Raw genomic sequence first — 20,480 nt, forward strand, 5'->3', positions numbered from 1 at the left:
CGCCCGGAGCTCAGGTCCCGCGCGGGGCCGCCGAGTCCGTCGGGTCCGTTCGGGATGCCAGGGATGCCGGGGACGTCGGGTCCACCGGGGAAGCCGGGTCCCGTGGACGCGGCGGGGGCGTCCGGGACACCAGCGATACCGGGGGGTCCGGGGCCGTCCGGGGAGGAGTCCGGGCCGGGGAAGGCGCCGGGATCTTCGGGTCCTGCCGGGTAGGAGCGGGAGTCTCCGGGCCTGCCTGAGGGGAGTCCGGAGAGTCCGGGGCCGTCCGGGGAGGTGTCCGGGTCTCCGGGGCCTCCTGAGGGGTCTCCGGTGTCTCCGGGGCCGGTCGAGGAGGTTCCGGGGCCTCCCGGAGGAGTTCCGTGAGGAGGCGTACCGCGCCTCGCTTGTGGAGCGGATCGTTGCCGTTGCCGCACTTGGGGGACTGGACGCAGGAGGGGCAGCCCGCCTCGCACTCGCAGGAGGCGATGGCCTCTCGGGTGGCGGTCAGCCAGGCACGGGCCGTGTGGAAGGCGCGCTCGGCGAAGCCCGCGCCGCCCGGGTGCCCGTCGTAGACGAAGACGGTGGGCAGCAGGGTGTCCGGGTGGAGCGGCACGGAGACGCCGCCGATGTCCCAGCGGTCGCAGGTGGCGAAGAGCGGCAGCATCCCGATGGAGGCGTGCTCGGCGGCGTGCAGGGCGCCCCCGAGGATCTCCGGGGTGATCCGGGCGGCGTCGAGCTGGTCCTCGGTGACCGTCCACCACACGGCGCGGGTCCGCAGGGTGCGGGGCGGCAGATCGAGCTTGGTCTCACCGAGGACCTCGCCCGTGATCAGCCTGCGGCGCAGGAAGGAGACGACCTGGTGGGTGACCTCGACGGAGCCGTAGCAGAGACGGCCGGTTCCCCAGGGGATCTCGGTCTCGGTGTCCAGGACGGTGAGGGAGGTGGTGTCGCGGGCGGTGGTCGAGTACGGCGGGACGGCTTCCTCGACGAGGGCCACGGAGTCCTCCAGGTCCAGCTTCCGCACCAGATAGGTGCGGCCCTGGTGGAGGTGGACGGCACCCTCGTGGACGGAGGTGTGGGAGGCGGCCTCGTCGACGGTGCCGAGGAGGCGGCCGGTGCCCTCCTCGACGATCCGGACGGGGCTGCCGCCGCCGCCCCGGATGTCGGCCAGGTCGGCGGCCCGTTCGCGGCGGGTCCAGTACCAGCCGGTGGAGCGGCGGCGCAGCAGTCCCGCGCCCTCCAACTGGGGCAGCAGTCCGGGGACGGCCGGGCCGAAGAGCGCCAGGTCCGGTTCGGTCAGCGGCAGCTCCGCGGCGGCGGCGCAGAGATGGGGGGCGAGGACATAGGGGTTGTCGGGGTCCAGGACGGTCGACTCGACGGGCTGGTCGAAGATCGCCTCGGGGTGGTGGACCAGGAAGGTGTCCAGCGGGTCGTCGCGGGCGACCATGACGGCGAGGGCGCCCTCGCCGGACCGGCCGGCGCGGCCCGCCTGCTGCCAGAGGGAGGCCCGGGTGCCGGGGTAGCCGGCGATCAGGACGGCGTCCAGGCCCGAGACGTCCACGCCCAGCTCCAGGGCGGTCGTGGCGGCCAGACCGAGGAGCTCGCCGGAGTGCAGGGCCCGCTCCAGGGCGCGGCGCTCCTCGGGCAGGTAGCCGCCCCGGTAGGCGGCGACCCGGCGGGCGAGGGCGCGGTCGGTCTCCGCGAGCCGCTCCTGCGCGATCACCGAGATCAGCTCGGCGCCGCGCCGGGAACGGACGAAGGCGACCGAGCGGACGCCCTGGCGGGTCAGGGCGGTCAGGAGGTCGGCGGTCTCGGCGGTGGCCGTGCGGCGCACGGGCGCGCCGTGCTCGCCGTGCAGCTCGGTCAGCGGCGGCTCCCACAGGGCGAAGACCAGTTCGCCGCGCGGTGAGGCGTCGTCGGAGACCTCGACGACCGGGAGACCGGTGAGGCGGCGGGCGGCGACGGAGGGCTCGGCGGAGGTGGCGGAGGCGAGGAGGAAGACCGGCTCGGAGCCGTACCGGGCGCAGATCCGGCGCAGTCGCCGCAGGACCTGGGCGACGTGGGAGCCGAAGACGCCCCGGTAGGTGTGGCACTCGTCGATCACGACGTACCGCAGGGAGCGGAGGAAGGAGGACCATCTGGGGTGGGACGGGAGGATGCCCCGGTGCAGCATGTCGGGATTGGTCAGCACGTAGTTCGCGTACTGGCGGACCCACTCGCGTTCCTCGACGGGGGTGTCGCCGTCGTAGACGGCGGGGCGGATCCGGGTGCCGAGCGGGGTGGTCAGCTCTCGCACGGCGCGCCGCTGGTCGGCGGCGAGGGCCTTGGTGGGGGAGAGGTACAGGGCGGTGGCCCCGCGACCGTTGGGGGCCTCGGAGCCGTCCAGGAGGGTGCTCAGGACGGGGGCGAGGTAGGCGAGCGACTTGCCCGAGGCGGTTCCTGTGGCGATCACCACGGACGTGCCGTCGAGGGCGTGCTCGGCGGCCTCCGCCTGGTGGGCCCAGGGGTGCTCGATCCCGGCGCCCTCGATCGCGGCGATCACCTCCGGGCGGATCCGGTGCGGCCAGACGGCATGACGGCCCTCCCGGGCGGGCATGTGCTCCGTATGGGTGATGCGCGCGGCTCGGCTCTCGCCCGAGGAGAGCAGGTCCAGGACCTCGCCGGGAGAGGGGCGGCTGCCCGTGTCCCCGGCCGGACGACGGGGGCGGTGATTCTTGGCCATCGGCATCGAGTGTGTCACTGCCATGACGGACAATGCTTCCAAGGCGTCGTGCATGGCTGCTGGTAAGTGATTGAATGCCATCGCGGCTGGCGATCGGTTCCCCGACTCCGTTCCGGAGATCCGAGGGGGCGATCGTTCCATAGCAAGGTGCTGGAGGATCCGTGGACCTGTCCCTGTCGACTCGCAATGTGTCCGGCGCTGGTGGTGACCGTACGGTCGTCGAGGTCGGTGGCGAGATTGATGTGTATACCGCGCCCAAGCTGCGCGAGCAGTTGGTCGAGTTGGTGAACGACGGCAGCTACCACCTGGTCGTCGACATGGAGGGCGTGGACTTCCTCGACTCCACCGGACTCGGCGTGCTGGTCGGTGGCCTGAAGCGTGTGCGTGCCCATGAGGGCTCGCTGCGTCTGGTCTGCAACCAGGAGCGCATTCTCAAGATTTTCCGGATCACGGGTCTCACCAAGGTGTTCCCGATCCACACCTCGGTCGACGAGGCCGTCAACGCCGTCGACTGAGCCCAGGGGGTTCGCATGGCCACCGTTGAACTCCGCTTCAGCGCTCAGCCCGAGCACGTCCGCACGGCCCGCCTGGTGGCTGCCGCGGTCGCCCGTCGGGCCGGGGTGGACGAGGCGGTCCTCGACGAGGTGCGTCTCGCCGTCGGCGAGGCGTGTTCCCGTGCCGTCGGGCTGCACCGCGGCAACGGCGTCACGACCCCCATCCGCGTCGTGCTGACCGAGGACGAGAAGACGTTCTCCATCGCGGTCGGCGACGAGGTGCCGGGCGCGGGGGTGGCGGCGGCCGATGCCGCCGGTGTCCCCGGCGCGCGTTCCTCGGCTCCGGCCGAGGAATTCGACGACGCCGACGGCGAGGACGAGATGGGGCTCGCGGTGATCCGCGGGCTCGTCGACGACGTCGAGGTGAGCGCCGGGGAGGCAGGCGGCACCATCCGCATGACCTGGCCGGTGAGCGCGGCGGACATCCTGTCCTGAGGACGTACGGGAAGAGGCCCTGCCCAGGCGGCGGGGCCTCTTCCCGTGTGCGCGGAAACTCCCTGTGGGGAAGGCGGTGCGCCTTCGGCACGGGTGTCCGGTGACCCGGACCCGTACATCGGCGGCCCCGGGCGCGTACGCCGGTGGGGGAGCAGCCCCGGCCGCTCGTGACGTCCGCGTCCCCGACCGCGTCCGTGAGCCCGTCCCGCGTCCCCTGGCCCCAGCCCGCGGTCCATCGCCCCGAGGCTGTCCGTCCGGGCCCCGGCGTACCCGTCGTCCCGCCCGGTCCCAGCTGTCTCGGGCTCGGCGGGTGGTTGGTGCATCCGCGCGGAGGTCCCTGCGGGGTCCCCGTCTGTCCGGTTATGGCTCCCTATGATCCGTCCCCATGTATCCCACTTCTCTCGCCGCGGCGGTGCTCACCAGCGGGAACCGGACGATCGTGGCCGTGGTCGGGGCCGTCGCCCTGCTCGCGCTCCTGGTCGCGCGGCTCCTCCTCCGGCAGGTGCTCGCGGCGGGTGAGGGCACCGAGCGGATGCGGGAGATCGCCGCCGCCGTGCAGGAGGGAGCCAACGCCTATCTCGCCCGGCAGCTGCGGACCGTCGCCATCTTCGCGGGAGTCGTGTTCCTGCTGCTGATGGCGTTGCCCGCGGACAGTTGGGCGCAGCGGGCGGGGCGCTCGCTGTTCTTCCTGGTCGGGGCGTTGTTCTCGGCGCTCACCGGCTACATCGGGATGCGGCTCGCCGTACGGGCGAACGTGCGGGTCGCGGCGGCGGCGCGGGACGCCACGCCGGGCCCCGGCGAACCGGCGAGGGACCCGGCCGAGGTCGCGCACCGGGCCATGCGGATCGCGTTCCGTACCGGCGGAGTGGTCGGCATGTGCACCGTGGGACTCGGCCTGCTCGGCACGGTCTGCGTCGTCCTGGTCTACGCCGCCGACGCGCCCAAGGTCCTGGAGGGCTTCGGCCTCGGTGCCGCGCTGATCGCCATGTTCATGCGGGTGGGCGGCGGCATCTTCACCAAGGCCGCCGACGTCGGCGCCGACCTGGTCGGCAAGGTCGAGCAGGGCATCCCCGAGGACGACCCGCGCAACGCGGCCACCATCGCCGACAACGTGGGTGACAACGTCGGCGACTGCGCGGGCATGGCGGCCGACCTCTTCGAGTCGTACGCCGTGACCCTCGTCGCCGCGCTCATCCTGGGCATGGCGGCCTTCGGCGACCACGGTCTGGCGTTTCCCCTGATGATCCCGGCGGTCGGTGTGGTCACCGCGGTCGTCGGGGTCCTCGCGGTCGTGCCGCGCCGCGCCGACCGGAGCGGGACGAGCGCGATCAACCGGGGATTCCTCGTCTCCGCCGTCCTCTCGCTCGCCGGGGTCGCCGCCGTCGCCTTCACCTATCTGCCGTCGTCCTACGCCGGACTCCGGGGCGTCACGGATCCCGGCATCCACGACCACGGCGGCGACCCCCGGGTCCTCGCGCTCGTCGCGGTCGCCCTCGGCATCGTCCTCGCCGCGCTGATCCAGCAGCTCACCGGCTACTTCACGGAGACGGACCGGCGTCCGGTCAGGGACATCGGCAGATCCTCGCTCACCGGCCCGGCGACGGTGGTCCTCGCGGGCGTGGCGCTCGGCATGGAGTCCGCCGTCTACACGGCGCTCCTCATCGGGCTCACCGTCTACGGGGCGTTCCTGCTGGGCGGTGCCTCGATCACGCTGGCGCTGTTCGCGGTCGCGCTGGCCGGTACGGGGCTGCTGACCACGGTCGGGGTGATCGTCGCCATGGACACCTTCGGTCCCGTCGCCGACAACGCCCAGGGCATCGCGGAGATGTCCGGGGACGTCACGGGCGCGGGCGCGCGGGTCCTCACCGAACTGGACGCCGTCGGCAACACCACGAAGGCCGTCACCAAGGGCATCGCCATCGCCACCGCCGTCCTGGCGGCCTCGGCGCTGTTCGGCTCCTACCGGGACGCCATCGCGACCTCCGTCGCCGATGTCGGCGCGAGGGCGGCCGGGCCGGGCCTCTCGATGGACGTGTCACGGCCCGACAACCTCTTCGGTCTGATCCTGGGCGCGGCCGTCGTCTTCCTCTTCTCCGGACTGGCGATCAACGCCGTCTCCCGGTCGGCGGGTTCGGTGGTGTACGAGGTGCGGAGGCAGTTCCGCGAGCATCCCGGGATCATGAGCGGCACCGAGCGGCCCGAGTACGGACGGGTCGTCGACATCTGCACCAGGGACGCGCTGCGCGAACTCGTCACACCGGGCCTGCTCGCGGTGACCGCCCCGATCGCTGTCGGTTTCGCGCTCGGGGTCGGGCCGCTCGGCGCGTACCTCGCCGGGGCGATCGGGACGGGCGCCCTGATGGCGGTCTTCCTCGCCAACTCCGGTGGCGCCTGGGACAACGCGAAGAAGCTGGTCGAGGACGGCCACTACGGCGGCAGGGGCAGCGCGGCGCACGAGGCGACCGTCATCGGGGACACGGTCGGAGACCCGTTCAAGGACACGGCGGGCCCCGCGATCAACCCGCTCCTGAAGGTCATGAACCTGGTCGCGCTGCTCATCGCCCCGGCGGTCGTCCACTTCGGATACGGGAAGGACGCCGACCCCCTCGTACGGGCGGTGGTCGCGGTGGTCGCCGCCCTCGTCCTCGTGGTCGCCGTAAGCGCTTCCAAGAGGCGCGCGGTGAGCGTCTCCTGACAGGGTGCCATCCGGGGCTTCCGCGCGTGTCGTGTGTCTCATTCCCGGGTGATTCCGGGGCGGGCACGAGGGTCTCCCTTGGTTCTAAAGGCTGCAATCCGGGGCGAATCACTCGGACGGAAGGTGGAACTCGCCCGTTCGGCGTGTATGTTCCGGGGCCGAGAGCCTTGGAAGGGACCGATCCGGTGAACAAGAAGCTTGCGGCCGCACTGTCCGGCGGCGCGGTACTGGTGCTCGCGCTGTCGGGTTGCAGCGATGACGAGGGCGACAAGGTGGGCGACTGGGCCAAGACGTTCTGCGACCAGGCGAAGCCCCAGATCCAGAAGCGCGCCGACGCCCATCAGATCATCATCTCGACGGCCGCCGACAGCAAGCCCGCCGAGATCCAGGCCGCCGACTCGAAGGCGTTCCAGGACATCGCCGACGCCGACCGGGCCCTGGCCAAGGCCGTGGAGAGCGCCGGTGCGCCGCCGGTCGAGAACGGCGAGAAGGTCAAGCAGGACGCCATCAAGGAGCTCAACGCCACCGCTGCGGCCTACGAGGGCCTGAAGAAGCAGGTCGACGCGCTGGACCCGTCGAACCAGCAGAAGTTCGCCGACGGCCTCCAGGGCGTCGCCGACGGTCTCACCAAGATCGAGAAGATGGACCAGGCCGCGCTGTCCAAGCTGGAGGAGGGCGAGCTGGGCCAGGCGATGGCGAAGCAGCCCGGCTGCCAGAAGCCCAAGGCGTCCGTCCCGAACGGTACGGGCTCCGCCCCCCCGAAGGCCGGTGGCACCGCCGAGGGTTCCGGCGACGCCGCCGCCAAGCCGTCGGCGAAGTCCGAGGACAAGTCGTCCGACGAGTCGTCGGAGAAGGCGCCGGAGAAGGCGCCGGAGAAGCCCGCCGCGACCAAGAGCCAGGAGTAGCGGGCCGGAGCCGGACCCGCGCCCCCTGGCTCCGCCCCGGTCCAGCGGCCTCCGGTCCAGCGGCCTCCGGTCCGCCTCCGATCCGTCCGCTTCCGGCCGGATCGGGGCCGTACCAAAGGCTGATCGGAGCCGGATCGGAGCCGGATCGGAGCTTGATCAGGGCCGGATCGGAGTCGGATCAGGGGCGGCCCGCCGGGTCGCCCGCCCGGATGTCGGTGGCGGCGGTCACAATGGGGTCCGTGAGTACGACCAGCCTGACCCCCAGCCTCCCGGTGCCCGCGCACGCCGCCCGTCTGCGCGAGGCCCTGCTCGCCGCCGACTTCACCGCCGACGGACTGCTCGACCTGCTCGGCGCCCCGGCCTACGCGGCGCTCGCCCGCAGCGAGACCGTGCCCGCCCTGCGCGCCACCCGTGGCGACTCGCCGCTGGAGACCCTCGTCCGGCTGTTCCTGCTCCAGGAGTCCGTGGGGCACGAGCGGGCCGCCGCCGCGCTGCCGTTCGCCGAAGCCCTCGCCGACGGCTGGCTGGTCCGCACGGACGACACCGTGGCCGCCACGGTCGACGTCCGGCCGTACGGCGGACCGGACGGCGAGGACTGGTTCATCGTCTCCGACCTGGGCTGCGCGGTCGGCGGCGCCGGAGGCATCGGGCAGAAGGACGAAGGGGTCGTCCTCGGCGTCGGCGGCGCCTCCACCACCCTCGCGGGCATCACCGTCCGCACACCGGTCTCCTCCGCGCTCGACCTGGGCACCGGCTCCGGCATCCAGGCACTGCACGCGGCGCAGCACGCGACCCGGGTCACCGCCACCGATCTCAACCCGCGCGCCCTCGACTTCACCCGGCTCACGCTCGCCCTCTCCGGCGCCCACGAGGCCGAACTGCTCACCGGCTCGCTGTTCGAGCCGGTCGACGGGGACACGTACGACCTGATCGTCTCCAACCCGCCGTTCGTGATCTCGCCCGGTGCCCGGCTCACCTACCGGGACGGCGGGATGGGCGGCGACGAGCTGTGCCGGACGCTCGTACAGCAGGCGGGCGAGCGGCTCAACGACGGCGGGTACGCCCAGTTCCTCGCCAACTGGCAGCACGTCGAGGGAGAGGAGTGGCAGGACCGGCTGCGGTCCTGGGTGCCCGCGGGCTGCGACGCCTGGATCGTGCAGCGCGAGGTGCAGGACGTCACCCAGTACGCCGAGCTGTGGCTGCGGGACAGCGGCGACCACCGGGGGGACCCGGAGGCGTACCGGCGGGCGTACGAGGGCTGGCTCGACGAGTTCGAGGCCCGGAAGACGCGCGCGGTGGGCTTCGGCTGGATCACCCTGCGCCGCAACGGGGCCGTGGCCTCAGGCGCCGTCGATCCGTCGATCCTCGTCGAGGAGTGGCCGCACCCCGTCGAGCAGCCCCTCGGGCCCACCGTCCGCGCCCACTTCGAGCGCCAGGACCATCTGCGCGCCCACGACGACGCGGCCCTGCTCGCCGCCCGGTTCACGCTCGCGCCCGAGGTGGTGCAGGAGCAGGTCGGACTGCCCGGCGCGGAGGACCCGGAGCACGTGGTGCTCCGGCAGAACCGGGGGATGCGCCGCGCGACCCGGGTCGACCACGTCGGCGCGGGCTTCGCCGGGGTCTGCGACGGCACGCTCAGCGCGGGCCGCATCCTCGACGCGATCGGCCGGCTGACCGGCGAGGACCCGGTGCTGCTGCGGGACCGTACCCCGCAGGCGATCCGGCTGCTCGTCGAGGAGGGCTTCCTGCTCCCCGTCGCGGACGGGGACGACACCCCCGTCTGACCCTCCCCGCGACGGCCGCCGTCCGCCCCTTCCCGGCCCTGCCCGCGGACAGGACCCGGGAGGTGGACGGCCGCCGTCCGCCCCTCCCCGGCCCTGCCCCTGACCGAGCCGACTGCCGTCCACCTCCCGGGTCCTGTCCGCGACGGACTCCTTCCGGCGCTCCCCGCGACGGCTTCCGTACGCCCTCGCCCGTGGCCGGGAAAGTCGCTCCCGAGGGGTTCCGGTCCTCGGGTGGGCGGCCGTCCGGGATGTTCCGCTTATCCGGCGACGAGTGGTTCGTCGCCGGTTCCGCGGTGCCCGGACACCAGGTCCTCCCCTCGGGATGGAGCCGCCCGAGCCATGACGGAACCCGCTGGTCGGACGCTCGGGACCCGGCCCGCCCGCCGTCCCCGCGGGCGGGCCGCCGGGCGTCGCCGACACCCGCTCCCGCCTTGGGGGAAACGTCCCGCCCACCCCTTCCGCCTGCCGCCCGCCGGGACCGGACGGGCCGGACGGAGCGGGTGACTACCGGCCATCCTCGTGAAACCGTGGGGACCGCTCCGCGTCGTTCACCCGGAATTCGCGCCCACGACGTCCGGAGGTGTCAGCCTCGGGCCCGGGGGACGACGTCCCACGGGAACGGAACGGGGTACGGGCATGGAGAGCGGGCCGGCGATCTTCGCGGGGGCTGCGTTCACGCTGTTCGGCGGGGCGCTGCTGCTGTGGACCACCGTGCGGACGCTGCACCGCGAGCCCGTCGCGTACGGGGTCGCCCCGCGCACCGCCGTCGCTCTGACCGGGCTCTCCGGCACGGTGTTCCTCCTCCTCGGCGTCTGGTGCTTCGGCCGCCTCTGACCTCTCCCCGGCACCCCCGCGCACACGCCCCGCCCCGCCCGACCGGGAGTCCGGGCGGCAGGAATGGCAGGACTCGGGTTACCGTTCGAGTGGCCGTTGCGGGCTTTCGCCGTTTGACACGGGGGCGGGTTGTACCGTCACACTCCGCAGCGACGGGAGCGTCACCGTCCGTGCCGCTGCCGTGCGTGCCAGTGCCGTACGTGCCCGAGAGTGTCGATCCGGAGAGAAGAGCGAAGTTGTCCCCGACCAGCGAGACCGCACACGGCGGCCGCCGACTCGTCATCGTCGAGTCGCCTGCCAAGGCGAAGACGATCAAGGGCTACCTCGGCCCCGGCTACGTGGTCGAGGCGAGCGTCGGGCACATCCGTGACCTCCCCAGCGGCGCCGCCGAGGTGCCCGAGAAGTACACGGGTGAGGTGCGCCGCCTCGGCGTCGACGTGGAGCATGACTTCCAGCCCATCTACGTCGTCAACGCCGACAAGAAGGCTCAGGTCAGGAAGCTCAAGGAGCTGCTCGCCGAGTCCGACGAGCTCTACCTCGCCACCGATGAGGACCGCGAGGGCGAGGCCATCGCGTGGCACCTCCAGGAAGTCCTGAAGCCCAAGGTCCCGGTCCACCGGATGGTCTTCCACGAGATCACCAAGGACGCGATCCGGGAGGCCGTCGCCAACCCGCGCGAGCTGAACCAGCGGATGGTCGACGCCCAGGAGACCCGCCGCATCCTCGACCGGCTGTACGGCTACGAGGTCTCGCCGGTCCTGTGGAAGAAGGTCATGCCCCGGCTGTCCGCCGGGCGCGTGCAGTCCGTCGCCACCCGGCTCGTCGTCGAGCGGGAGCGCGAGCGCATCGCCTTCCGTTCCGCCGAGTACTGGGACCTCACCGGCACCTTCGGCACCGGCCGCACCGGTGACGCCTCCGACCCGTCCCAGCTGGTCGCCCGGCTCGCGTCGGTCGACGGCAGGCGGGTCGCGCAGGGCCGTGACTTCGGTGCCGACGGGCGTCTGAAGAGCGCGAACGTCCTGCACCTCGACGAGTCGAACGCGCGTTCCCTGGCTGCCGCCCTCGCCGACACCGCCTTCTCGGTGCGCTCGGTCGAGTCGAAGCCGTACCGCCGCTCGCCGTACGCCCCCTTCCGCACCACCACCCTCCAGCAGGAGGCGAGCCGCAAGCTGGGCTTCGGCGCGAAGGCGACCATGCAGGTGGCGCAGAAGCTGTACGAGAACGGCTTCATCACCTACATGCGTACGGACTCCACGACCCTGTCCGACACCGCCGTCTCGGCGGCGCGGGCCCAGGTCACCCAGCTGTACGGCGCCGACTACCTGCCGGAGAAGCCGCGTGTCTACGCGGGCAAGGTCAAGAACGCCCAGGAGGCGCACGAGGCGATTCGCCCTTCGGGTGATCGTTTCCGCACTCCGGCGGAGACCGGTCTGACCGGCGACCAGTTCCGGCTGTACGAGCTGATCTGGAAGCGGACCGTCGCCTCCCAGATGAAGGACGCCACCGGCAACTCGGTCACCGTGAAGATCGGTGGCCGCGCGGCCGACGGCCGGGACGCCGAGTTCAGCGCCTCCGGCAAGACGATCACCTTCCACGGCTTCATGAAGGCGTACGTCGAAGGCGCCGACGACCCGAACGCGGAGCTGGACGACCGCGAGCGGCGGCTGCCGCAGGTCGCCGAGGGCGACGCGCTGACCGCCGACGGGATCACCGTCGACGGCCACGCGACCAAGCCCCCGGCCCGCTACACCGAGGCCTCGCTCGTCAAGGAGCTGGAGGAGCGCGAGATCGGCCGCCCGTCGACGTACGCGTCGATCATCGGCACGATCCTCGACCGCGGCTACGTCTTCAAGAAGGGCACGGCGCTCGTCCCGTCCTTCCTGAGCTTCGCCGTCGTCAACCTCCTGGAGAAGCACTTCGGGCGGCTCGTCGACTACGACTTCACCGCCCGGATGGAGGACGACCTCGACCGCATCGCACGCGGCGAGGCCCAGGCCGTGCCGTGGCTGAGGCGCTTCTACTTCGGTGAGGGCGCGAGCGGTACGGGCGCCTCCGGCGGCGCGGCGGACGCGGGCAACGGCGACGGCGACCACCTCGGCGGCCTCAAGGAACTGGTCACCGACCTCGGCGCGATCGACGCCCGCGAGATCTCCTCCTTCCCCGTCGGCGACGGCATCGTGCTCCGCGTCGGCCGCTACGGCCCGTACGTCGAGCGCGGCGAGAAGGACGCCGAGGGCCACCAGCGCGCCGACGTCCCCGAGGAGCTCGCGCCCGACGAGCTGACCGTCGAACTCGCCGAGGAGCTGCTCGCCAAGCCGAGCGGCGACTTCGAGCTGGGCACCGACCCGGTCAGCGGCCACCAGATCGTCGCCAAGGACGGCCGGTACGGCCCGTACGTCACCGAGATCCTGCCCGAGGGCACCCCGAAGACCGGCAAGAACGCGGTCAAGCCGCGCACCGCCTCGCTCTTCAAGTCGATGACCCTCGACACCGTCACCCTCGACGACGCGCTCCGGCTGATGTCCCTGCCCCGGGTCGTCGGTACGGACGCCGAGGGCGTCGAGATCACCGCGCAGAACGGCCGCTACGGCCCGTACCTGAAGAAGGGCACGGACTCGCGTTCGCTCACCGAGGAGGACCAGCTCTTCACGGTCACCCTCGAAGAGGCGCTCGCGATCTACGCCCAGCCGAAGCAGCGCGGCCGGGCCGCGGCCAAGCCGCCGCTGAAGGAGTTGGGCACCGACCCGGTCAGCGAGCGGCCCGTGGTCGTCAAGGACGGGCGCTTCGGCCCGTACGTGACGGACGGCGAGACCAACGCCACCCTGCGGACCGACGACAGCGTCGAGACGATCACGCCGGAGCGCGGCTACGAGCTGCTCGCCGAGAAGCGCGCCAAGGCACCGGCGAAGAAGACCGCCAAGAAGGCCCCGGCCAAGAAGGCGACCACGGCGAAGAAGACGGCCACGAAGACGGCGGCGAAGAAGACCACCACCGCCGCCAAGAAGACCGCCGCGAAGACGACGACGGCCAAGAAGACGACGGCCGCGAAGAAGACGGCGGCGGCGAAGCCGGAATAGGTACCGCTGGTATCCGTACGGAGTCGGGGTATCGGATACCGCGGGTATCTGTACGGAGGCCCGCTGTACGGATACGGGTATGGATACCGCCGGTCTCCATACGGCCCCGGGCGTTCAGATACCGCCGGTATCCACGCCGAGGTCTGGGCGTATGGGTACCGCCGGTATCTGCCCGGAGCGTCGGGCCGTGGATACCGGCGGTATCTGTACGGAGCCGAGGTGTCGGATACCGCCGGTATCCATACCTGGCCCGGGTGTCAGATACCGAACCTGGCCCCGGTGTCGTCAGATACCGCCGGTATCCATACCAATCCATACCAACGCCCCAGCATCAGACACCGCCGGTATCCATCCGACCACCGGCAGTGCCACTCTCCGCACCAGCGGCCGGACGCCCATCGGGCCGGTCCGCGACAACGCCCAGCGGGGGCGCGGACGGACCGTCCCCGCCCCCGCCGTGCCTTGTCACAGGCTCGTCCGGATGTTCGGTCGTGGGCCGCGGGGAGCAAGGCCGTCCGGATAGGGTGGACGGATGCGAGCAGAGCAGCCAGACCGCCTCGGTGATTCCGACGCCGCACTCGTCGCGGACTCCCGGGAGCGTGCCGTACGGGCGCTCCTGCGCCATCAGCCGCTGCGCCGGCTGTGGAGCGCCCATCTGGTCGGCAGCGTCGGTGACGCCCTCGCCCTCCTGGTCCTCGTCGTGCTCGGCCTCCAGGCCGCGGTCACCGAGGGCGCGCTCGGCGGGGGGTACCGGGGTGCCGCGTTCGCCGTGGCCGCCGTCGTCGGCGCCCGTCTGCTGGCCTCGGTCCTCTTCGGGGCCGTCCTGCTCGGTCCGCTGACCGCGCTCACCGGACCCGGCGGGTTCCTCGACCGGCGCTGGACCATGCTCGGCGCCGACGGCGTCCGGGTCGCCCTGCTCGTCGTCGCCCCCCTGTGGATCGACTGGACCCCCGGCGACGCCCTCTGGTACCTGCTCGGCACCGTCTTCGTCGCCGGTGCGGCCGAACGGCTCTGGACGATCAGCCGCGAGGGCGCCGCGCCCGCGCTGCTGCCCGCCCCGCCCATAGAGGGCCCGGCCGTGCGCCCGCTCCCCGACCACCTCGGAGCCCTGCGCCGCCTCACCCAGCGCACCGGTTTCCTCGCCGTGCCGATCGCCGCCGCGGTCCTGCTCGTCGCCACCCTGGCCGGTGAACTGCTCGGTCTCGGCATCGACTGGTTCGCCCAGCACCAGGCAGCTCTCGGCGCGTACGTCGCCGCGGGTCTCCTCGCCGCCTCCGCCGCCATCCTGTACGCGATGGCGCTGCCCGGCGACGCGACCCCCCGGCCCCGCTCGCCGCTGGAGGGCCTGCGCCGCCCGGCCGGTACGAAGGGCCGCACGGGAGCCCTCCAGATCCTGGTCCTGACCTGCGCCCTCGTCGCCGGGGCCATCGCGGCGGCGGCGTCGGTCGCCGTGCTGCACGCCCGTGACCTGGGCGGTGGCCCCGTCACGTACGCCCTGCTGATCCTGGCGCTCAGCGGCGCCACCGCCGTCGGCATCCGCACCGCGCGTTCCGTCCTGCCCGTGCTGTCCCGGCGCAGGCTGCTCGCCCTGGCCACCGCCGTCACCGGCGTCGCCCTGATCGCGACGGGCCTGGTCCCCGACACGGCGACCGTGCTCCTCCTCGCCGTCCTCGCCGGATACGCGGCCGGAGTCGCCGCCAACACCGGCCACGTCCTGATCGACCAGGAGAGCGAGGAGCCCCGCCGGGCCCGCGCCACCGAGCACCTCCAGGCCGCCGCCCGGGTCGGCATGGGCCTCGGCGCGCTCCTCGCGCCGCTGGTCGCCGGCGCGATCGGCCAGCGCCGTCTGGGCTCCGCCGACTCCGTCCTCGGGCACGGCGGCGCCGCCTTCACGCTCGCCCTCGTCGGCGCCCTGCTCCTTCCGGTCGCCGCCGTCGTCCTCGCCAGGACCGACGACCGCGCGGGCGTCCCGCTCCGCCGTGACCTGCGCGACGCGCTGCGCGGCTCCGACCCGGCCCAGGCGCCCTCCCCGACCGGCTTCTTCATCGCCCTGGAGGGCGGCGACGGAGCGGGCAAGTCCACCCAGGTCCAGGCGCTCGCCGAATGGATCCGGGCCAAGGGCCACGAGGTCGTGGTCACCCGCGAGCCCGGCGCCACCCCCATCGGCAAGCGGCTCCGCTCGATCCTGCTCGACGTGTCGTCGGCGGGCCTCTCGAACCGCGCCGAGGCCCTGCTGTACGCGGCCGACCGCGCCGAACACGTCGACTCCCTGGTCCGGCCCGCCCTGGAGCGGGGCGCGATCGTCCTCTCCGACCGTTACATCGACTCGTCCGTGGCCTACCAGGGCGCCGGACGCGATCTGTCGCCGACCGAGATCGCCCGTATCTCCCGCTGGGCCACCGACGGTCTCGTCCCGCACCTGACCGTCGTCCTGGACGTCTCCCCGGAGACCGCCCGGGAGCGCTTCACCGAGGCGCCCGACCGGCTGGAGTCCGAGCCGCCGGAGTTCCACGCGCGCGTACGGGCGGGATTCCTCGCCCTCGCCGCCGCCGACCCCGGCCGCTACCTCGTCGTCGACGCGGGTCAGGAGCCCGAGGCCGTCACCACCACCGTCCGCCACCGGCTCGACCGGATGCTCCCGCTCTCCCGGGCCGAGGTGAAGGCCGTCGAGGAGGCCCGCCGCAAGGCCGAGGAGGAGCGCAAGCGGCGCGAGGAGGAGGAAGCGGCCCGCAAGGCCGAGGAGGAGCGGCTGGAGCGCGAGCGGCAGGAGCAGCTCGCCCGGCTGCGCGCCGAGGAGGAGGAGCGCAAGCGCCGCGAGGAGGAGGAAGCCCGCCGCCTGGAGGCCGAACGGCAAGCGGAGGAGGCCCGCCGCAAGGCCGAGGAGGCCCGGCTCGCCGCCGAGGCCGCGGCCGAGGAGGAGCGCCGTCGCCTCGCTGCCGAGGAGAAGGCCCGCCAGGAGGAGCAGGAGCGGCTCCGCAAGGCCGCCGAGGAGGAGGCCCGGCTGCGGGCCGAGGCCGAGGAGCGACGCCTGGAGAAGCAGCGCAAGGCCGAGGAGGCGCTGCTGCGCGCCGAGGAGGCCCGCAGGATGGCCGAGGCCGCCGCCGCCGCGAAGGCGGCGGAGGAGGCAGCGGCGAAGGCAGCCGCCGCGAAGATCGCGGCCGAGGCCGCCGCCAAGGCCGCCGCCGAGCGCGCGGCGGCCGAACGGGCCGCCGCGGAGCTGGCCGCCGCCGAGCGGGCCGAGGCGGCGAAGGCGGCCCGGCGGAAGGCCGAGGCCGAGAAGCGGGCCGCCGAGAAGAGGGCGGCGGAGCGGACGGCCGCGGCCGAGCAGGCGGCCGCCGACCGCGAGGCGAAGAACGCCCGGAAGCCCGCCGGGAGGACCGCCCGGTCCGTCGAGGAGTCGGCGAACGAGATCACCGTCCCGACCCCGGTCGTGAAGCCGGGCGGGACCCCCGAGGAGTCCGCGAACGAGGTCACCGTCCCGAACCCCGTGGTGAAGCCGGGCGGGCCCACCGGCGCCGACCCGCGCACGGCCCTCAGCCGCGAGACCGGCTCCCGGGGCGGCTCCCGGTCCGGCCGGTCGCCCCGGGGACGCGGGGCCGACGGCCCGGCCGTCCCGCCCGAGGAGATCACCGTCGCCACCCCGGTCGTCCGGCTCGGGCAGCCGGACGACGAGACGGCCGTCCTGCCGCAGATCCGCGACCGGGAGGCCCGCGCTTCCGACGAGACCGCCGTGCTGCCCGTCGTACGGGACGTCGAGGAGACGGCCGTACTGCCGCCGGTACGGGACACCCGGGCGTCCGACCCGGCCGACCGGGTGCCGCCGGGCATCTTCCGGGACGAGCACGAGGCGCCGCACGGGGCGAACGACCGGACCCGTGAGCTGCCCCAGCTCGACGAGAACGGCCGCCCGCGCCGCCCCGACTGGGCCGAGGAGACTCCGCTCGACGACCTCCCGACCCTCGCCGACGAACTGTTCGGCCCGCACGACGAAGAGGGACCGCGCCGCCGCAGCTGATCCGCCGGTGGGGGGTGTAGCCAGCTCCACCCCCCACTGGGCAGCTCGCCCCATACCGGCCTGACCTGCGTTTTCCTAGCGTTGTCGGTATGACGACGACCGCAGTGACGCCGGGTGGACCCACCCCCGCTCCCGACTCCGCCGCCCTCTCCCTCGACGGGGTGTGCCGGGCCTACGGGCGCGGCGCCCCCGCACTCGACGGGGTGAGCCTCGTGGTGCCGCGCGGCCGGTTCACGGCCGTGATGGGCCCCTCGGGCTCCGGCAAGTCCACCCTGCTGCGGTGCGCGGCCGGACTCGAACGGCCGACGGCCGGGACGGTACGGATCGGGGGCACCGACCTCGCCGCCCTGAAGGCCGCCGCCCTCACCCGGCTCCGCCGCGACCGGGTCGGTTTCGTCTTCCAGTCCCTGAACCTCGTCTCCGCGCTGAACGTGCGCGAGAACGTCACCCTTCCGCTGCTCCTCGCCGGGGCCCGGGAGGGCCGGGCCCTCGACGCCCGTGCCCTGACCGGACTCGCCGCGGTCGGGCTCGCCGACCGCGCGGAGGACTCCCCCGAGCACCTCTCCGGGGGCCAGCGCCAGCGGGTCGCCATCGCCCGCGCCCTGGTCAACGAGCCCGAGGTGGTCTTCGCCGACGAGCCGACCGCCGCCCTCGACCCGGTCACGGCGGCCGGGGTCCTCGCGCTGCTGCGGCGCGCGGTGGACGAGCGGGGCACCACGGTCGTCCTCGTCACCCACGACCCGGTGGCCGCGGCCTGGACGGACGAGGCGGTGTTCCTCGACCGGGGCCGTCTGATCGCCCGCCTCGACCGGCCGGACGAGAAGGGGGTACGGGACGTGCTGGGGGCCCCGCGCGCGCGTACGGCGGTGTCCCGGTGAGCCCGCGCGGGAACGCCGCCGTCCGGCTGCTCGCGGCCCGGTCCCTGCGGACGCACCGGCGGGCCTGGGCCGCGGTCTTCGCGGCCGTCGCCGTCACCTCCGCGCTGCTCGGCGCCCTGGCCCTCGCCCTGGGGTCGACCGCCCTCGGCCACGCGCGCGTGGAGCGGTACGCGGCCACCGCCGTCGTCGTCGCCGGTGACCAGGAGGTCCGCTGGACGACGAAGCCGTGGGGGAGCGAACCCACCACGGAACGGGCGGACCTCACCGAACGGGTCCGGGTCCCCGAGGCGGCCGTCGCCGTGCTGCGCGCGGTGCCGGGCGTCCGGGCGGCGGTCCCGGACCACACCTTCGCCGTACGGGAGGGTTCCCCGGCGGACCGCGTCCACGAGGGGCGTTCCTGGGACGCGGCACGGCTGGCCCCGTACCGGCTGACCGAGGGCCGGGAACCCCGCACCGGCTCCGAGACGGTCCTCGGCGGCGGCGCGGAGGCCTGGCCGGGCTCCGGCCCGCGAACGGGCGCGGGAACGGGCCCCGGCACCGGGTCGTCCGCCACGCCCCGGATCGGTGACACCGTCGCCGGGCGGACGGTCGTCGGGATCGCCGACGGGCCTGCCGCGCTGTACGTCACGGCGGCGGAGGCCGGGAAGCGCGCCGGACACCCCGGCACCGTCGGCGCCGTCGGGGTCCTCGCCGAGCCCGGCGTCCCGGTGGACACCCTCCACGCGCGCGTACGGGCAGCCCTGGACGGGGCGGGACTCGAGGACACCGCCTCCGGCCAGCCGCTCCGGGCCCTCACCGGCGACGGCCGGGGCGGCGCCGAACACCTCGCCGCGCCGCCCGCCCGCACCGAACTCCTCATGGTCCTCGCCGCCGTCTCCGGCACCGTCGTCCTCGTCGCCCTCCTCGTCCTCGCCTCGCTCGTCGCACAGGCCCTCGGACAGCGCGCAGCCGAACGGGAACTGCTGCTCTCGATCGGCGCGACACCCCGCCAGACACGGGCCGCGGCGGGACGGGAGGTGATCCGGGTGGCCGGTCCCGCCGCGCTGCTCGGCGCCCTCCTGGGCGCACCGGCGTTCCTGGCCCTCTGGTCCGCGCTGCGCGGCCGTACCGGAGTCGTCCCCGAAGGGCTCGAACTGCCCTCCCCGCCCTGGCTGTTCGCCGCCGTCCTCGTGACCGCCGCCCTGGTGACGGGGCTCGCGAGGGCCGTCGTCCCGTTCGCCGCCCGACAGCCGGGCCGGGCCGGGAAGGGCACCGCCCGGCGGGTCGGCGGGATCGCACTGCTCCTCGCCGGCGTGATGTCCGCGGGGGCGGGCGCGGCCCAGGGCGGCGCCGCTGCCGCCGCCGCTGCCGGGGCTGCCACGGTGACGCTGGTCGCCGGGTGCGCCCTGCTCGGGCCGTGGCTCGCGCGGGCCGCCTCGGTGGTCCTCGACCGGCCGCTGCGGTGGTGCGGCGGCGCCCCCGGACGGCTCGTGGCCGCCGGGGCGAACACCCACTCGCGCCGCCTCGGGGCCGCCCTCGCCCCCGTGGTCCTGGTCACCGCCTTCGCGCTGGTGCAGCTGTCTGCGGGAGCCACCATGGGACGTGCGGCCGACGCGCAGGCTCGGGCGGCGACCACGGCGGACCTGGCGTTCACCGGGACGACGGCGGAACACGTCCGGGGGCTGCCCGGGATCGCCTCGGCGACGGACGTGCTGCGGTCGTCGGTGGTCCTGGCCCGTACGGAGCTCGGCACGCCCCGCCTGGAACGGCTCCCCGTCCTCGGCGTCGACGCGGCCGGTCTGACGGGCACGCTCGACCCCGGCGTCGTCGCCGGAGACCTCGCGGGACTCGCCCGTACGGGCACGGTCGCGGTCGGCTCCGACACGGCCGACTCCCTGGACGTGCGCCCCGGTTCGACGGTCGAGCTGCGGCTCGGCGACGGCACGCCCCGGCGGCTCCGGGTGGTCGCGGTCTACGAACGCTCCCTCGCGCTCGGCGAGTTCCTGCTCCCGAAGGCCGAACTCGCCCCGCACATGAGCGATCCGTATCCGTCGAGGGTGCTGGCGGCGCGGGAGGGGAGCGGTACGGATGCCACCGCCTGGGCCGATGCCACCGCCGGGGCCGGGCAGGCCGCCGTCGACGGAGCCGGTCCCGGTCCCGGTCCTGGCACCGGCACCGGGCCGGTCACCCGCCCCCTTCCCGGTCCCGTCGTGCCCGAGCGGGTCGCCCTGCCCGGGGCCGAGCTGAACGGGATCGTCTCGGCGGCGGTCGTCTCCGCGATCGGCGGCCTCACCCTCCTCTCCGTACTCAGCACCCTCACCCTGATCGGCGCCGGGCGGCGCGGTGAACTCCGGCTGCTCGGCCGGGTGGGCGCCTCGGCGGGCCAACTGCGCCGGACGCTGGGCCTGGAGGCGGGCTTCCTCGTCGTCACGGGCCTGCTCGTCGGCGCCGTGGTCGCCGCCCTGCCGCTGACCTCCTTCGCCTGGACGCTCACCGGCGGGCCGCCGTACCTCCCGCCGGTGCACCTGGGCCTGATCGCGGGGGCGGTGGTGGTCACGGTGGTGGCGGGCGTGTTCCTGCCGGGCACGGGACGGCGCCCGCGCGGGTGAGGTCCTGAGCGGGG

11 protein-coding genes are annotated in these 20,480 nt (G+C 74.1%); 10 read left to right on the plus strand and 1 reads right to left on the minus strand.

The window, feature by feature from the left end; all coding sequences use genetic code 11:
* Positions 1-10: 10 nt before the first annotated feature.
* Positions 11-2,782: a DEAD/DEAH box helicase gene (locus tag ACIO92_RS12225; protein ID WP_402279913.1), complete on the minus strand. Its 2,772-nt coding sequence runs from the start codon at positions 2,780-2,782 to the stop codon at positions 11-13.
* 80 nt (positions 2,783-2,862) lie between these two features.
* Here ACIO92_RS12225 and ACIO92_RS12230 point away from each other — a divergent pair, with 80 nt between their 5' ends.
* The 10 genes from ACIO92_RS12230 (at position 2,863) to ACIO92_RS12275 (ending at position 20,466) form a co-directional block, all read left to right on the plus strand.
* Positions 2,863-3,216 carry an STAS domain-containing protein gene (locus ACIO92_RS12230; protein WP_015034520.1) on the plus strand — a complete coding sequence of 118 codons (354 nt, stop codon included), beginning with the start codon at positions 2,863-2,865 and terminating at the stop codon, positions 3,214-3,216.
* Positions 3,217-3,231: 15 nt separating this feature from the next.
* The gene (locus ACIO92_RS12235) at positions 3,232-3,690 is read left to right on the plus strand and encodes an ATP-binding protein (protein ID WP_366442032.1); all 459 of its coding nucleotides are present in this window, start codon (positions 3,232-3,234) and stop codon (positions 3,688-3,690) included.
* 385 nt (positions 3,691-4,075) lie between these two features.
* The gene (locus ACIO92_RS12240; protein ID WP_402279910.1) at positions 4,076-6,385 is read left to right on the plus strand and encodes a sodium-translocating pyrophosphatase; all 2,310 of its coding nucleotides are present in this window, start codon (positions 4,076-4,078) and stop codon (positions 6,383-6,385) included.
* A 185-nt stretch (positions 6,386-6,570) separates the two neighbouring features.
* Positions 6,571-7,290, plus strand: a complete 720-nt coding sequence (locus ACIO92_RS12245) for a small secreted protein (RefSeq protein WP_402279908.1) — start codon at positions 6,571-6,573, stop codon at positions 7,288-7,290.
* 230 nt (positions 7,291-7,520) lie between these two features.
* Positions 7,521-9,074: a class I SAM-dependent methyltransferase gene (locus tag ACIO92_RS12250; RefSeq protein ID WP_366442035.1), complete on the plus strand. Its 1,554-nt coding sequence runs from the start codon at positions 7,521-7,523 to the stop codon at positions 9,072-9,074.
* Positions 9,075-9,710: 636 nt separating this feature from the next.
* Positions 9,711-9,908, plus strand: a complete 198-nt coding sequence (locus ACIO92_RS12255) for a hypothetical protein (protein ID WP_366442036.1) — start codon at positions 9,711-9,713, stop codon at positions 9,906-9,908.
* Positions 9,909-10,144: 236 nt separating this feature from the next.
* The gene (gene topA, locus ACIO92_RS12260) at positions 10,145-12,985 is read left to right on the plus strand and encodes a type I DNA topoisomerase (protein ID WP_366442037.1); all 2,841 of its coding nucleotides are present in this window, start codon (positions 10,145-10,147) and stop codon (positions 12,983-12,985) included.
* 532 nt (positions 12,986-13,517) lie between these two features.
* The gene (tmk, locus tag ACIO92_RS12265) at positions 13,518-17,000 is read left to right on the plus strand and encodes a dTMP kinase (protein WP_402279905.1); all 3,483 of its coding nucleotides are present in this window, start codon (positions 13,518-13,520) and stop codon (positions 16,998-17,000) included.
* An 89-nt stretch (positions 17,001-17,089) separates the two neighbouring features.
* A complete protein-coding gene (locus tag ACIO92_RS12270; RefSeq protein ID WP_402279903.1) occupies positions 17,090-17,878 on the plus strand; it encodes an ABC transporter ATP-binding protein in 789 nt (262 codons plus the stop codon).
* A complete protein-coding gene (locus ACIO92_RS12275; RefSeq protein ID WP_402279900.1) occupies positions 17,875-20,466 on the plus strand; it encodes an FtsX-like permease family protein in 2,592 nt (863 codons plus the stop codon). The genes ACIO92_RS12270 and ACIO92_RS12275 overlap by 4 nt, the downstream gene beginning before the upstream one ends.
* The last annotated feature ends 14 nt before the right edge of the window (positions 20,467-20,480 follow it).

It is taken from the genome of Streptomyces sp. NPDC087215, from assembly GCF_044744885.1.
GTDB lineage: Bacteria > Actinomycetota > Actinomycetes > Streptomycetales > Streptomycetaceae > Streptomyces.